Here is a 15172-nt window from a genome sequence, read left to right on the forward strand (position 1 = left end):
TAGTGCACTTTTTATTGTGAAAAAATACAGAAAAATCGCCAAAATTTCTATTTTTACCGTAATTTTCCATGGAAACTATTTTTCTAGTTTTCTCGGAACGCTCTCCTGAACACCACGCGTACCACCGCGTACATGACTACTGCACCGAGTACGTTAAGGATGAAGTCGTCGATGTCGCAGGAGCCAACGCAGAATAGGAACTGTGTGGACTCGATAAATACTACAACCAGTGCTGCCATAAGGGTAAAGGGCAGGAAGTGTCTTGCCCGTCTGAACAGTGCTGGCAAGAAGAAGCCCAGGGGCGCAAGGGCAGCGAGGTTTCCAAGAATGTTAATTGCAAAATATCTAAAGGAAGTGCTGTATTTAATGGCATTCCTAATGGTCTTAAAGGGCACGAAGTTACACCTGAACTTCAGATAGTAGTTCAGCCTGTCTCTACTGGAAAATATCAGCTGCGGTGTCGCTCTTCTGACGCTAAAGGTCAGCAGAAACAGGAATAATAAGTAAAACACAAAGGCAGCCCACAAAAACACTCGTCTAGCCCTATGTTCCCTCTCTGGATTATGTCTCCCATAGAGTCTTACGGCATTGTAAGAGAACAAAAGCGTCACCACAAACAGGATCAGCATATATGTATAGGAGAATTCATTAATTCCCCATAGAAACACCAGGCCGAAGACCGTGGCCACCGCCAGTGAAATGTACATCTTAATTTTCATATCTATATATTCTACACTCGAAAGGTCGAAGGAATCCGTGTTTCACCTCGATCTCTTCAATCTCCTTATCGATATATTCCTTAAAATTCTCATTTTTCAGTTTATCTCTACCATTATCTACACCATTAAAATCCGCTGTCAATTCCACATTTCTTCCAGTTCCATCACCAGCATACTTCCTGGCATAATTACACAGCACCAGCTCACCGTGCTTCCCGGCAAACTTCTTGGGCTTGTAGGCTTTGACTGGAAGTCTTGAAAATGAGCAGATCACAAGGTATGACTCGCCGCCACGGCTTCGCTCATACATGTAGATATTCTTATCCTTAGCAAAGTGCTCAGTATAATCTCCGTAGATCAGCGTATCTGAAGACTTCCTAAGGGCCAGGCATTTCCTGTAGAAATTCAGGATGCTGTCAGGTTCACCCTCTTCAGCTGCCACATTGATCCTCTTATAATTGGGATTAACGTAGAACCAGGGCCTTACCTTGGAAAAGCCCGCATTCTCGCTACTATCCCACTGCATAGGAGTCCTTGCTGAGTCCCTACTTGATAAATGAATCCTGTGAAGTCTCCTCTCGGGATCCTCCTTGAGATGATAGGTGTGGTAGTTGGTCTTGGAGGACACATCCACGTATTGGTCGATGGACATGAGCTTAATGTTGGTCATGCCAATCTCCTGCCCCTGATACACAAAAGGTGTTCCCTGCTGGAAGATGTAGCTGGCAGCCAGCATGGTGCCACTCTCCCTCCAGAAATGATGACTTCCGTACCTGCTGATAATCCTTGGATGATCGTGGTTCTCAAGGTACAGCGCATTCCAACCCTTGCCATTCAGGGCATACTGCCACTTAGAAAAGGCCTTCTTAAGCTTGATTAGAGAAAATGGCCTGTGGACATACTCAGTGTACAAGCAGTCCGCCATCATATGGTCAAAAGAAAACATCATATCCAGGGACTTAGTGGGCCCCGTAAGATAATTCATAGCAGACTTAACAGTAGTCATAGGTCCCTCACCAAGTTGGAAGCAGTCATACTCATCGCAGACCTTCCTAAACTCCGCCAAGTACTCATGAATATGCGGACCATCCTTATAATATGGCATTCCATTTACCGCAGGTAGGAAAGGCACGCCATTTGGCAGCCCCTCAACCTTGGAAATGAAATTGATAACATCCTCTCTAAAGCCGTCCACTCCCATGTCCAGCCAGAAACGCATAATACTCTTAACTTCCTCCCTGACCTTAGGGTTGTCCATATTTAGGTCAGGCTGCTTCTTGGCAAAGATATGGAGATAGTACTGTCCCCTCTCAGGAACGTACTCCCAGGCCTTGCCTTCAAAAAGGCTATCCCAGTTGTTGGGCTTATCACGCCAGATATAATAGTCGCTATAAGGGTTGTCCTTGCCCTTCTTACTTTCCAGAAACCAGGGATGCTCATCAGATGTGTGATTCACCACCAGGTCCATTATCACCTTAAGTCCCATCTCATGGGCTTTAAAAAGAACTTTCTTAAACTGCTCAAGAGTTCCAAAATCCGGATGGATATCCTTGTAGTCGGAAATGTCATATCCAAAATCCGCATTTGGTGAAGGGTATATGGGAGAGAACCAGATTCCATCAACGCCCAAGGACTTCACATACTCAAGCTTGTCATAGACGCCGTAGAGATCTCCAATTCCGTCTCCATTTCCATCTGCAAAGCTCCTGACCCAAATCTGGTAGAAGCTCATCCTCTTGTACCAGTCTCTATTCTTTACATTAGAATTGCTATCTTTCATGAATCATCCTCGATTCGATATCACCTGTTAATACCTGTTAACACCTGTTAATCCTCACCAATTCTGGACATCTTATCTTTAATATCATTTTTCATGTCATTAACGTTATCTTTGAATTCTTCCATGTTGTCCTTAATATCATTCTTAAAGTCAGCAACATTATCCCTAAATTCTTCCATGTTATCCTTGATATCATTCTTCCAGTCTGTGACATTATCCCTAAAGTCATTCCTAAATTCCTGGAAGTTATCCCTCATGCCCCAGTAGATGCTCCTTGGTGTATCAACGAATACCCTCTCAGTACCGTCAAGAACGGTAGCTGCAGACTTCATAAGATACTCAAAGCTCTGGTGCTTGCGGATTCCAAGTTCTCCGGAGCGCACCATCTCATTAAGCTCCTTATAACGGTCGTAGGCTAGTCTCACAGCCTGCTCCCAGGAAATATAAATCTCATCCATGGCATTTTGTCCAACCTGGTGGAGATGAGATAGATCTTTTGCCACCTCTTCCAGAAGCGCCGCCATGGACTGTGCATTCTCTTCGATCAAGAAACCGTTTCTATCGTGGGTTATTCCCTCTGCTGCGCAGGATCCCTTTATCAGCACGCTGGCAAGGCCGCAGGCTGCTGCCTCCCTGACAACAATTCCGTTAGTATCATAGACAGATGGGAAAAGAAATAGATCTGCCCTGGTATTCCATGCGCGAAGCTTTTCTCTGTCATGCTCTGGGCCAGTAAATATCACCTTTCCGCTGATTCCATACTCATTAACCAGCGCCTTCATCTCGTCCTCGTCAGCACCGCCGCCAACAAAGACCATTCTGAAGTCAACGCCCTTGTCTGAAAGCATCTTAAGGGCATCGACAATAATAGGAAGTCCCTTGTATTTCATAAGTCTTCCCACAAAAAGAAATACCGGCACGCCCTCAGGAAGGTCGTAGGCAGAAGTTAGCTCTTTTACCCTGTCCTCATCTACGCGGCCCTTAGGGAAATCCACGCCGTTATTCATAACTCTGTATTCGCCCTGATAGCCCAGAGAGCGAAGGTTCTCGCCGGCTCCCTCGGATACGACCCACACGTCGTCGCAGGCTTCAATGTTGTTTATCATGGTCCTGATGGTCTCCTTTTTAAGGAAGCCCTCGCCCACAGCCCTTGCTATGTCCACGTCGAACTTGGTGTGGTAGGTAAAGACGATAGGCGCGCCAGTCTCCTTCCTTAAGATCCTGGCCATGATTGTGGAAACTGCAGGGCAATGAGTGTGGATGATGTCTGGCTTCATGCTGGCCATCTCATCGATTTCCCTTATGGAGAAGGGATATCCTGTCCTGTAGCCCTTTATAAAATCCGTGGTGTCAAAGCTGTGGTAAGGCACAACTTTGTAAGGATAGCCTGAGTAGTCCGCATCAGGATATCCCGGTGTTCCCACCACAACGTTAGATTCAAGCTGATTAGTAAGCACATTTCCGTAGTTCATGACAACGTTGGCAACGCCGTCGATCACCGGCGGAAATGAATCATTCAAAAGACATATATTCATCAGGTAAGCCTCGATTCATAGTTTCGTTTATCAATATCTGCATTCCTGCATGATTTCAAAGTCCAACATATTTTTTTCTAAGGTATATCCCCAGTCCCAGAAGGCCCAAGGTTTCCACCAGGTGGAAGATAACTGAAGTCCACACGATTCCCACGCTGTAGCCTCCAAGGTTAAAGGTCTGCATTCCAAGGAGCACGAAGGAAAGCAAGAAAAAAGCCATAAGTATCATGGTTATGAACTTAAGGATCTTGTCATTAAGGAATATTCCAGTGGTCATAATCCCCAGCAAAATCGCCACAAGAAGGCCTATGTATTTAAATCCATGGGTGTTGTTGTAGATTTCAACGAAGCTGTTGGTGGTAACAACTGCCGACCGGGCAGCTCCGCTCACTGCACTGCTCATGGACACAAGATCCATAACAAATTTCCTGTAGACGATGGAGCATATATCATAGACCATACGCACTCCGATCAGAATGATGCCCCACAATTCCAGGAGCTTTCCGATGGAATCTCCTGTCAGAGTAGGCAGTCCCTTTCCCAGAACCTCCTGCTGAAGCACCGCCATTTGTAGTCTGTCACTTTCAGATATTACGGACAAAGATTTTTTGAGCTTGTCAAAGGCGCTGATAAATACCACTGTCATGCAGATTACCTGCATGGCAGACACAGCCATCTGAGCTCCTATGTTAACTGTGTTGGTCATCTGTGGTCCGATAGAGCTTAGGGTCTCGCTTTTCCCTACCAGATATCTCACAGTGCCGAGTATAGCGTTAGAAAAGACATGTATCCCTGCAGCCCAGAAAAGAGCTGTTGAAAGATAATGTGTCTTGCGATTAATGTACATTTCCCCTCCAAATACAAATAATACTTCTCGCTATATTTGCTGCCAAAGCTTATGAATCACTCCTGATCGCCCATCGCATCTTGGTGGATTTGCTGCGAGGATTGATACGGCACTCCTCTGCAGAAGGCCTTGTCACATCCTGTGATATCTCACTATACACCCCGTCCCTAAATAGTTCCTTAAAAGACTTCTTAACCAATCTGTCCTCTCCAGAATGGAAGGTAAGAATTGCCACCTTTCCGCCTGGTTTAAGGATTCCAGGGAGCTTTTCAAGGAATGTATAAAGAACTTCAAACTCACTGTTAACATCTATTCGAAGAGCCTGGAACACTCTGGCACAGCTCTTTTTGATGGCATCCTTCTTCTCTTCCTTAGGTACCTTCCAAAGGGCCGCCTCAATTGCCTCTCGAAGAGCAGTGGTGGTGTCCATAGGATACCCCTTTTTCATAAGGGAAAAGACCTTGTCCGCAATCTCCTCAGCATAGGGCTCGTCAGAATTCTCCACCATCATGCCCACAAACTCTTCTCTTGTGATGTCGTGAAGGCGCTCTGCTGCTGACTGTCCATGCTGTGGATCAAGTCTAAGGTCCAAAGGTCCATCTATCTTATAGGAAAAGCCTCTCTCCGGATCGTCTATCTGCATGGAGGATACGCCAAGATCCGCCAGCACAAAGTCAAACTTACCAACCTCCCCAGCCACTTCATCTATGTTGGCAAAGTTGGTAAGCCTAAAGCCAAAGTTCTCCTCAGAAAAGCCTGCATCCCTAAGTCTCTTAACAGTCTTAGCTGACTCGATAGGGTCAACATCAAGGCCGTAAACACAGCCCTGTCCCTCCAGCTTTTCCAGCATCTTGCGGGTGTGACCGCCATATCCGAGCGTGCAATCAAGACCCTGCTGGCCAGGCTTAATATCCAGCACATCCAGGATCTCTTTTACCATAATGGAAATATGCATGCCGGCAGGAGTTGAGCCCTTTGATATAATGTGGGCCACGGTGTCAGCATACTTTTCCGGATTCTGCTCTTTATATTTTTCTTCAAATTTCTTGGGGTACTTGCCTGAATAGTGCACCCTTCTCTTGTGGGGCTTCTCTTCCATGTAATCTCCTACATTATCTGAATATTCGACAGCCCTGCTGTCTCGCAATTCTCAGTTCAATACTATACACATCTGCCATAATGTGATTTGTTATATTTAGTCGTCACAGATCATAACAGGAAGTGTGTAGTCCTGATCTGGGACAAGTAATTTCTCATCTTCAACAATTGGCTTAAACACTGACTCAGGGTCGTGGGCATTCCTTCGAACCACTGGAGTTCCGTCCCCAGCCTTAAAGGCCTTTACGAAATCCTGGATGGTCTCAAGCTTGTATGGGAAGCTCATTCCTCCCATGTCCTCCTGGGTAAATCTGTGAATATCAGATCCGCCAGTCATAAGAAAGCCGTGTTCTACAGCGTACTTGTAGCACCAGGCGTTCTGATAATCAGGGTTTCCTGAGTTGTAGGCTTCTGATCCATCCACTGCGTTAGGTGCCAGGCGGATTGTATCAAGATAGCCTCTCTCCCTGTAGGGATGGGCCTGTATCATAATGCCTCCCGCTTCGTTGACAGCCCTTTTTAGTTCTGATCTGGTCATGGTCATGATCTCTGGATTGTCCAAAAGCCACTGTTTGTCTACACCATAAAGGAGGTACTCATCTCCACGGAAATTAAACTCTATGCCAAAGAAAACCTTAAGATCAGTTCCCTTAGCCCTTTCCAGCGCATGCTCGTAGCCAAGGCAATACTGCCTGATCCTCTCCTCCCAGGGAAGGTTCTTGTCGATGCAGCTGTTGCCATTAAGAAAGTGATCTGTAACTATTATACCGCTGTATCCCAGCCCAAGCATATAATCGATGTAATCCGCTGCAGGCGTGGATGAACAGGCGCTAGCTTCTACTGTATGCAAGTGAGTTTCGTAAATGTATTCCATGATGTCAGTCTCCCTTTTTATCAGCATTTCTCATGGTATTATATCACGCATTTTGACCTTTTTTTGTCGCAGCCCTATAATTAAAGCTAGAATTTATCTCAATAATTAAGGAAACTCAATGTCAGATTTTATAGAAATAAATGAACTAAACACGCCAGAACTGAGCATTTATCACGCCCTTAACGAGAATCAGCTCTATCACATCAATGAGCCGGTCCCAGGGATCTTCATCGCAGAGAGTCCCAAGGTTATTGGAAGGGCTCTGGATGCTGGTTACAGCCCTATTTCTCTCCTTCTTGAGAAGGACCAGACAGAGAAAGAGGCTGCTGAAATAATAGAGCGAATTAAGAGTTCTTTTGACGTTCCAGTTTACGTGGCTCCTTCAGAGGTTCTTACCAAGATTACCGGCTTCCACCTTACACGAGGCGTTCTATGTGCCATGGCGCGAAAAGAGCTACCATCTGTAGCCGAGATAACCCAGAGCGCCCATAGGATAGCGGTTCTTGAAAACGTCACCAATCCTACAAACGTAGGCGCCATCGTCCGTAGCGCAGCGGCCCTGTCTATGGATGCAGTTCTTTTTACAAGCGGATGCTCAGACCCTCTGTATCGCAGAGCTGCCCGTGTCAGCATGGGTACGGTATTCCAGATCCCCTGGACCTTCCTACCTGAGGGAAAAGAGCTATCTACTCTGCAGGAACTTGGGTTTAAAACTGTGGCGCTGGCTCTTAGGAACGACACCAAGACCCTTGGAGACAGGGAGCTGGCAGAGGCTGATAGGCTGGCCATCTTCCTTGGTGCAGAAGGGGATGGGCTTCTTCCAGAGACAATCGAGGGATGCGACTGGTGCGTCAAGATCCCTATGTCCCACGGCGTGGATTCCCTTAATGTTGCAGCCTGCAGCGCTGTTGCCTTTTGGGAGCTTGGTAAACGCCAAGGAAGTAACTGATCAGTTTATTTCTTTGCAGTCCCTGTAACTGTTCTCACTACGAAAGGATCTGTGTATGACATATTTCACATGCTTTTTCCTGGATAATGAAAAGGATATCATTGTAAACCTTTATAAGGATCTGGACAGGATGTACTACGTTCTTTCCACTCCTAATCATCACACTGGAAACCTTATCAGGAACCTGGCAAGGACCTGCAATCTTCCCCTTTCTCAGGACGAAGAATCCTCAATGCTTGTTATTAAGGGTGAGATTCCCTGCTATATCAACGCCCGCAACGAGGATGTCTATATATTCAAGCTTGGCAATATAGATGTGGCCGACATTCACCCAGATGGAAGTGTTGAGCTTAAGGCCACAATTCCAGCCATTGCCAAAACTCTCATGAGTCAGACCAAGGACTACGACCTTGATCTTTCCAAGACTATCTTTAGAACTTTTATCCCCAAGGAGCTTAAATTCCGGGCAGATCTCCACACTCACATGAACGGTAATCTGCCGGCGGACATTATGATCGCCCTTGGTATCTATCATCAGATCCGCTACCCTCTTTATTATGTTAAAAAGCTTGAGCTTGAACTGACCCCCGCCCAGTGGGAGAAGGTCAACGCCCAGCGAGAGAAGGTAGCAAGACAGTTCATTACTTCACCTTTACAGGGCAAATACCTTGCCCGTAAGATCAACGACAATACCTTTATCAACTTTGCAGACCTGATCCTTAATAACCTTGATAACGCGGAAATGAACATTGTGAAGATTCGCGGCTCTCTTGCAGTTATCAAGGACGGACAGGCCGTCTTTACCAACCTTGAGAAGGTATATCTTTATCGTTATGTCTTTGCAAAGGGGAAGGAAAGCGAGGATAAGATTCAGCTAAGTAACGTTTCACAGATTCCGGATGTGGACGTTCGAAATGCCCTTGTGCAGATGCTTCACGATAAGGAGAATCCTGACTACTGTAGTAACACTATCTTCCAGGATAAGCTGTTGTGGATAGCCAGATGCTACAAGGCTCAGGGCGTTTCCTATGCTGAGATCAGTGATACAACTCTGGTAAAAAAATATGAATCTATAGAAATGCTAAGACAGGTCCACGAGGTAATGCCTAAGATCTATCAGGAAACAGGAGTCATGATCAGGTTCCTGGCGGCCATTAGAAGGATTCCTCTTACAATCATCAAGGACGCTGTCACTCCGTCAGACTATCTTGAGCAGAACCTTGAGGTTCTTAAGGCCACTGCCCTTGATCCATATGTTGCGGGCTGCGACTTTGTAGGTGAAGAGATCAATGACATCATCACCTTAAAGCCTGCCTTTAAGGAAATTGTGAAGATTGCTTCCAAGGATCCAAGCTTTGTTATCAGGGTTCATGCCGGCGAGAACGACAGCCAGAAGGATAATATAGCCCACAGTATTTCCTGTGTTAAGGATTCTCTTTTACCTGGTCAGAAGATGCCTAACATGCGCCTTGGCCACGGCCTTTACACCTACAGTCCACGGTCCAAGAAGGGTAAAGAGGTGCTTAAGCAGCTTAAGGAAAACAACGTGGTTCTGGAGTTCCAGCTCACAAGTAATGTGCGACTTAATAACCTTAATTCCCTCAAGCATCATCCGCTTAAGGAATACTTAAGACAGGGTCTTAGATGCGTACAGGGAACAGACGGCGCAGCCCTTTATGGAACGGGAGCTATCGATGAGGAGCTGTCCCTTGTTACACTTCTTGATCTGACACCGGATGAAGTGCGACTTATGAAGGATGCAGAGGCTGGCATTATTGAAGAGAGCCAGAAGGCCTACTCCGATAAGAAGGCAAGCTTTGGAAATCTTCTTAAGGGAAGAGACATGGAGGAGGTTCTTCTTGAGAAGATGAAGGCTGTTAAGATCTCAAGAAAGGCTTCACCTTCAGCAGCTAAGCTTGATGCCAACCAGGAACTTAAGGAACAGATTAGCGAAATAACCTGGGATCGCTTCCCAGTAGTGCTTCTTGGAGGAAGCTTTAATACAGAAAACAGAGCCACCAGAGTTACCAAGGAGGGCAAGAAACAGCTTGATCTTCTGCTTGATTACCTGTCTCCTGAAGAGGTGTGCTTTGTTATCGGTCACAAGCTTTCAGGCTATGAGAAATACCTGCTAGAGCATAACAAGAAGGGCTTTAGGATCTACTGCGTTGTTCCATCTCTTATAACCAAGGCAGAGGCTGATAAATTAAAATCTCTGGACGTTGAGATCCGTGTATCCACAGAGGCCCAGGGCATGGGCATTTACAAGAGCTTTAACTACGAGATCTTCGAGCGCCGCCCATCAATGGTTGTGGCCTTTGACGGTAACAGCGCCGCTTCCAATATTATTCAGGAAGCTAAGAACGGCAAAGGTAAGTCCGCCATCTTCGTTTGGAGCCGCTCCAAGACTTTGCAGAACAAGGCAAGATCTCTTCATGGCTATGTATTTTCTTTTGACGAGGAAAAAGACATTGTATATCAGTTAAAAGAATTGCAAAGCCAGTTTGATAAAGGAAAAGAGATTAAAGAGTAAAAAAAGGCTGTGCACTGAACCGTGCACAGCCTCTTTTAATATCTAACGGATATTTAATTAGTTAGAAGCAGCCTTTCTAGCTTCAAGCATAGGGCCATACTTATTTGTATCGAATGTTACAAGGTCGTTCCAGCCAAGTCCTTCAAGCTGAGTAACCATTGCATCCCACTGAGCTTCGAAATCAGCATCGTCTGCTGCATAGATCATCTTCCATGAAGAATCCTTAATAAGCTCACCACACTGGCTTCTGATAAGGCTGATGTCAGTTGTGTCAACGTCAAGAGCGATGTTGATACTTGGAACTACTGTCATCATGTTGTTCTTTGTAAGGTATTCAACGTCATCAGCTGCACCAAACTTCTCTGACCATTCCTTAGTAGTTGTTGTCTGGTTCATCTCGATTGTTGTTGACCACATATCTGAAGCATATGGTTCGCCTGTGTCAGGGTTAACATCGCAAGAAGCTACGATCCACTGGTTGATCTGGTTGTTACCATCGTTCCAGTTACCACCACCGAGTTCTTCAGGTACAGCAACTTCTGCTGAGAATCTGTTAAGACCATCTTCTGTAAGTGTGTACTTGCCGTTCTCAACTGTGTATGTAAGGCCTTCTGTACCAGCGTGCTGGATCTGAACTCCCTCTGGAGAAGCGTACCAGTCAAGGAACTCCATAAGTCTTGCGAGCTCTTCGTCTGTTACCTGTGAACCAACTGCGAGTACTCTACCATCACCATAGTATGTATCAGCTGTCTGGAAAAGGTTAGTATCTGCTACAGGGATCTCGATGTAGTTAACACCTTCGTTACCCTTTGCAGGTGTGTTCCAGAATCCATACTGCCAGCTATACCAGTAGAGGTAAACTCTCTTATCCTGCATCTTAGATACAACTGAGTTCCAGTCCTGAGTAGCTGAGTCTGGATCTACAAGTCCCATCTGCTGAGCCTGATATAAGAACTTAAGCATCTTGTAGTAAGCGCCGTTCTTATCTGTAAGAGGAGCGATTGAGTTGTCTGTTCCGATAAGTACAGAACCGTTAACTTCCTGTCCATACCACTTAGCAATCTGAGCTACGTTCTCCATGTACTGGCTATCCCAGTCTTTCCAAAGTGAGAATGCATAAGCCTTGTCGCCGTTGTCGTTTGTAGGATGAGCCTTCTGGATCTCTGCAAGGCAGTTAAGAAGGTCATCTGTGTTCTTAAGCTCTGGAGCACCAACTTCGTTGTACATATCCCATCCCATACGAGGATATGAGTAAACGTGAAGCTGCTTGTAAGCTGTAGGTCCGTTGTTGTTCATTTCAAGAGGAATAGCATAGATCTTTGTACCATCACCCATCATTGAGTTGAATGCCTTGATCTGCTCCTCATACTTCATGAGGTTAGGATACTGCTCGATGATGCCTGTAAGATCCTTAATAAGACCTGTATCTACGCACTCCTGCATATCTGAGTTATCAAGAATGATGAGGTCTCCGAGGTCACCAGCTGCGCATCTTGTCTGATAAAGTGCATTGCCGTCACCTGAAACCTGAGGTGCGATGATGTTAAGCTCCATATTAAATTTGTCTTTTACAATCTTGCCGTACCAACCAGACTGAACGCCCTGGAAGTTAGCAGCTACATTGTAGAAATCAACTGTATAGGTGCTGCTGTGATCTGCTTCAGCTACAGAAGCTGCAGCGCCGCTGCCAGACTCAGTTGATCCCCCTGATGATGTGCTTCCACCAGCATTGTTACTACAGCCAGCAACTAAAGAAGCTACAAGAACTGTAGAAAGAGCTAAAGAAGCAAGTTTTTTACTCTTCATTTTCATACCTCCGTTTTTCTTATATCTGAACCCACTATGGGCTAGATTCGTTAACCCTTTACCGCACCGATCATGATTCCCTTTACGAAGTACTTCTGGAAGATTGGATATACAAGCATGATAGGTATTACTACGATAACGGTAATTGTCATACGTACACTGGTTGTGGTCTGTGTTGTAGCTGCAGCTGCCGCCAGTGAAGATGTACTGGTGTTACTTTGGGCCAGTGAAGCCAGTGAGCTGGCCTGATTAAGGTACTGATAAAGCACGAACTGAAGTGGATAGAGCTTCTGGTCTGTAACAAGAAGCAGTGTATCCTGGAAAGCGTTCCACTGTCCTACAGCAGAGAAAATAGCTACTGTAGCCATGATAGGCTTGATTACTGGTGCAATGACTCTGAAGAAAATTGTAAATATTCCGGCTCCGTCGATCTCGGCTGCCTCCTGTAGCTCTTTTGGCACAGACTCAACGAAGGTCTTGGTAAGGATCAGGTTGAAAGGTGATACAACTGCTGGCCAGATATATCCCATGAAGTTGTTGGTAAGGCCCATCTGCTTCATAACCAGATACCAAGGAATGATACCTGCGTTGAAGTACATGGTTGCTACAACGAGACGATACCAGAACTTTCTAAGGAACATCTTCTGCTGGGTGAACATGAATCCAAGCCATGCAGATGCAATAACTGTGCAGGCAGTTCCAAGTACAGTTCTTGATAAGGAAATGAAGAACGCCCATGGAAGCCCGTCAATTCTAAATGCTGATGTATAGTTGTGAACGTGGAAGCCCACAGGCCAGAACAGAACGTCACCTCTGGCACTTACATCGTTGGCACTGAATGTGTTTATGATTACGTAATAAAACGGATATATACACAGGAATGCGGCTATTGCGAAGATAACGTAGCAGATGATCTCCAGCACCTTGTCGCCTGTGCTCATTTTTATCTTGGTTTTGGCTACTATTTCTTTACTCATATCTATCTCCAATCACAGAATACTCTCGCCACGGATCTTCTTGGAAGCACCGTTAACGATGATCAACAATACAAGGCTGACTAAGCTCTTTAGCATACTAACTGCTACAGAAACCGGATAACCGCCTGAACTCATCAGGTTGAATACGTAAAGATCAAGAACCTGTATGAATTCCTTGTTGAAAGGATTAGAGAATACGTAGTACTGTTCCATACCGTTGTTAAGGAAGTTAGCTACGTTGATAACGAGAAGAACGAAGTATGTAGGTAAAAGGCTTGGGATTGTGATGTGCCAGATTACCTGCATTCTTGAAGCACCGTCGACCTTAGCTGCCTGGATCATCTCATCATCGATACTCGAGATAGCTGCGATGTACATGATCGCTGCCCATCCAAGGTTCTTCCAGGTAAGCCAGAGCCACTGTGTGAACCACACGTGCTCAGAGGACTGTAAAAAGAGAATTGGCTCCTCAAGAACCCCTATCTTCATAAGGAATGTATTCGCTGCACCTGTGCTGTTGAAGATACAGAAGGCAATTGAGTAAACCATAACCCAGCTGACGAAGTTAGGAAGTGTTGTAGCTGTCTGAACAAATTTCCTGAACTTAACGCCTCTTATCTCATTGAGAAATACAGCGAAAATCATAGGAAGCCAGCTGGTTCCAAGGGTAAGCCCACTCATTGCAAAGGTGTTCTTAAGAACCTGCACGATCTGTCCAATTTTAACTGGAGAATCCACCAGGGATTTGAACCATTTGAATCCTACATATGCGCATTGATCCAATGTCTTTGGTGGCTTGTAGTCGTAGAATGCATATCTCCAACCATACAGTGGATAGTAACTAAAAAGAAATACCAGTACCAGGAAAGGTACTATTAGTGCAAATAGATATATTGAATACCAAAATTTCTTGGATTCCCAAAAATGCTTCGTTGACGACACTCTGAACTCCTTCCTTGTTTAACGTTAAACTTAAATGCTAAAAAAATTACCTTTTGCTGACTGACTTTCTCGTTCTTAAGCTGCAAGGAAACTTGTATACTTCTGGCTTTAAGCTGATATCTCCCTTTTCTTCCCCGTTTTCAAGCTTCTCCAAAAGAAGTTCAGCAGCTTTTTGGCCTATCTGCCTAAGTGGTAACGATGTGGTGGTCAGCTGTGGCCTGAAGAATGCTGAGATACTCTCATTATCAAAGCCTACAACCGAAATGTCTTTTCCAATGGTAATGTCCTTCTCTTCAAGATAGTCATATATTCCGCCTGTCATCAGGTCTGATATGCCGAAAAGAGCTGTAACCCCCTGTGGAACCAGGGCTTTCGCCCCATCATATCCTGATTCCCTTGACCAGTCCCCATAGTAAACGAGCTTAGGATCAAAAAGCAGTCCCCTTTCATACAATGCTTTCTGATATCCAAGTAGTCTCTGGGCTGTATGGATGTTATCCATGCGGCCTCCTATGAAACCAATTCGCTCATGGCCATTTCTTATAAGATATGAAACCACATCATATGCACTCTTCTCATCATCTATAACGACAGATGGTATAGATGGCGATTCTGAATATGCATAGCACATTACAATCGGTATCTTTGATGATGTCGAATTTAAGGATTTAATAATTCGTGCATGACCTGCCAGGTAGATGATTCCATCGATCTGAGCAGCCATGATGTCTTTAATGACAGGATCCAGAACAGAATGGTATTCGTCGTCCTGGCCATACCAGGTATCCTGCCATCTGTCATAGAGTCGAAGGTTATGGACAACCACGCGATAGTTCATCTTCTCACAGGTTTCCATGATGCTCTCGATGATGGTTGGTGAAGTGAACTGGGCAATATCCTCGGCAACTATCGCTATGGATCTTGTACGCTTAATTCTCAGTCCCTTTGCAACTGTATTAGGCTCGTAACCAGTTTCCTTAATGACCTGCAATATTCTGTTTTTAGTCTCTTCGCTAGTCTTTGCTTTTCCATTTATTACGTTGGAAACTGTCGTAGCTGATACGTTGCATCTTTCTGCAACTTCCTTGAGAGTTATCATCCCACGCTCCTGT

Annotated in this window: 12 protein-coding genes; 2 read left to right on the forward strand and 10 right to left on the reverse strand. The window is 45.2% G+C overall.

Annotated features, from left to right (window positions below; translation table 11 throughout):
* Positions 1-83 precede the first annotated feature (83 nt).
* The 6 genes from T541_RS20710 to T541_RS19345 form a co-directional block, all read right to left on the reverse strand.
* Entirely contained in the window at positions 84-719 is a 636-nt protein-coding gene (locus T541_RS20710) for a VanZ family protein (RefSeq protein ID WP_051538189.1), read from the reverse strand.
* Positions 709-2499 carry an alpha-glucosidase gene (locus T541_RS0110090; RefSeq protein ID WP_026652628.1) on the reverse strand — a complete coding sequence of 597 codons (1791 nt, stop codon included), beginning with the start codon at positions 2497-2499 and terminating at the stop codon, positions 709-711. Before T541_RS0110090 ends, T541_RS20710 begins: the two co-directional genes overlap by 11 nt.
* A gap of 47 nt (positions 2500-2546) precedes the next feature.
* Positions 2547-4034 carry a glycosyltransferase gene (locus tag T541_RS19340; RefSeq protein WP_051538190.1) on the reverse strand — a complete coding sequence of 496 codons (1488 nt, stop codon included), beginning with the start codon at positions 4032-4034 and terminating at the stop codon, positions 2547-2549.
* Between the two features lie 55 nt (positions 4035-4089).
* Positions 4090-4881: a hypothetical protein gene (locus tag T541_RS0110100; RefSeq protein ID WP_026652629.1), complete on the reverse strand. Its 792-nt coding sequence runs from the start codon at positions 4879-4881 to the stop codon at positions 4090-4092.
* A 49-nt stretch (positions 4882-4930) separates the two neighbouring features.
* Positions 4931-5980 (reverse strand): 16S rRNA (cytosine(1402)-N(4))-methyltransferase RsmH, encoded by a 1050-nt coding sequence (gene rsmH, locus T541_RS0110105; RefSeq protein WP_026652630.1) that lies wholly within the window; start codon positions 5978-5980, stop codon positions 4931-4933.
* Between the two features lie 96 nt (positions 5981-6076).
* A complete protein-coding gene (locus tag T541_RS19345) occupies positions 6077-6853 on the reverse strand; it encodes a PHP domain-containing protein (RefSeq protein ID WP_051538191.1) in 777 nt (258 codons plus the stop codon).
* A gap of 118 nt (positions 6854-6971) precedes the next feature.
* On the opposite strand from T541_RS19345, the gene T541_RS0110115 reads away from it, so the two are divergent.
* Both T541_RS0110115 and T541_RS0110120 read left to right on the forward strand, forming a co-directional pair.
* Positions 6972-7802: a TrmH family RNA methyltransferase gene (locus tag T541_RS0110115; protein ID WP_026652631.1), complete on the forward strand. Its 831-nt coding sequence runs from the start codon at positions 6972-6974 to the stop codon at positions 7800-7802.
* 55 nt (positions 7803-7857) lie between these two features.
* The gene (locus T541_RS0110120) at positions 7858-10335 is read left to right on the forward strand and encodes a hypothetical protein (RefSeq protein ID WP_026652632.1); all 2478 of its coding nucleotides are present in this window, start codon (positions 7858-7860) and stop codon (positions 10333-10335) included.
* Between the two features lie 57 nt (positions 10336-10392).
* Here the strand turns inward: T541_RS0110120 and T541_RS0110125 are convergent, their stop codons facing one another.
* Genes T541_RS0110125 through T541_RS0110140 form a run of 4 tightly spaced genes read right to left on the reverse strand, consistent with a single transcriptional unit; the run spans position 10393 to position 15159 of the window.
* Positions 10393-12141 (reverse strand): sugar ABC transporter substrate-binding protein, encoded by a 1749-nt coding sequence (locus T541_RS0110125; RefSeq protein ID WP_026652633.1) that lies wholly within the window; start codon positions 12139-12141, stop codon positions 10393-10395.
* Between the two features lie 50 nt (positions 12142-12191).
* The gene (locus tag T541_RS0110130) at positions 12192-13118 is read right to left on the reverse strand and encodes a carbohydrate ABC transporter permease (protein ID WP_081779932.1); all 927 of its coding nucleotides are present in this window, start codon (positions 13116-13118) and stop codon (positions 12192-12194) included.
* Between the two features lie 12 nt (positions 13119-13130).
* Positions 13131-14060: an ABC transporter permease subunit gene (locus T541_RS0110135; RefSeq protein WP_026652635.1), complete on the reverse strand. Its 930-nt coding sequence runs from the start codon at positions 14058-14060 to the stop codon at positions 13131-13133.
* A 46-nt stretch (positions 14061-14106) separates the two neighbouring features.
* Entirely contained in the window at positions 14107-15159 is a 1053-nt protein-coding gene (locus T541_RS0110140) for a LacI family DNA-binding transcriptional regulator (RefSeq protein WP_026652636.1), read from the reverse strand.
* Positions 15160-15172 lie beyond the last annotated feature (13 nt).

The sequence above is a fragment of the Butyrivibrio proteoclasticus P6B7 genome (assembly GCF_000622085.1).
GTDB classification, from domain to species: Bacteria; Bacillota; Clostridia; order Lachnospirales; family Lachnospiraceae; genus Butyrivibrio; species Butyrivibrio proteoclasticus_A.

Coding starts and splice junctions, on each gene's coding strand:
- T541_RS20710 (WP_051538189.1), bottom strand. CDS start 719: ATGAAAATTAAGATGTACATTTCACTGGCGGTGGCCACGGTCTTCGGC.
- T541_RS0110090 (WP_026652628.1), bottom strand. CDS start 2,499: ATGAAAGATAGCAATTCTAATGTAAAGAATAGAGACTGGTACAAGAGG.
- T541_RS19340 (WP_051538190.1), bottom strand. CDS start 4,034: ATGAATATATGTCTTTTGAATGATTCATTTCCGCCGGTGATCGACGGC.
- T541_RS0110100 (WP_026652629.1), bottom strand. CDS start 4,881: ATGTACATTAATCGCAAGACACATTATCTTTCAACAGCTCTTTTCTGG.
- rsmH (WP_026652630.1), bottom strand. CDS start 5,980: ATGGAAGAGAAGCCCCACAAGAGAAGGGTGCACTATTCAGGCAAGTAC.
- T541_RS19345 (WP_051538191.1), bottom strand. CDS start 6,853: ATGGAATACATTTACGAAACTCACTTGCATACAGTAGAAGCTAGCGCC.
- T541_RS0110115 (WP_026652631.1), top strand. CDS start 6,972: ATGTCAGATTTTATAGAAATAAATGAACTAAACACGCCAGAACTGAGC.
- T541_RS0110120 (WP_026652632.1), top strand. CDS start 7,858: ATGACATATTTCACATGCTTTTTCCTGGATAATGAAAAGGATATCATT.
- T541_RS0110125 (WP_026652633.1), bottom strand. CDS start 12,141: ATGAAGAGTAAAAAACTTGCTTCTTTAGCTCTTTCTACAGTTCTTGTA.
- T541_RS0110130 (WP_081779932.1), bottom strand. CDS start 13,118: ATGAGTAAAGAAATAGTAGCCAAAACCAAGATAAAAATGAGCACAGGC.
- T541_RS0110140 (WP_026652636.1), bottom strand. CDS start 15,159: ATGATAACTCTCAAGGAAGTTGCAGAAAGATGCAACGTATCAGCTACG.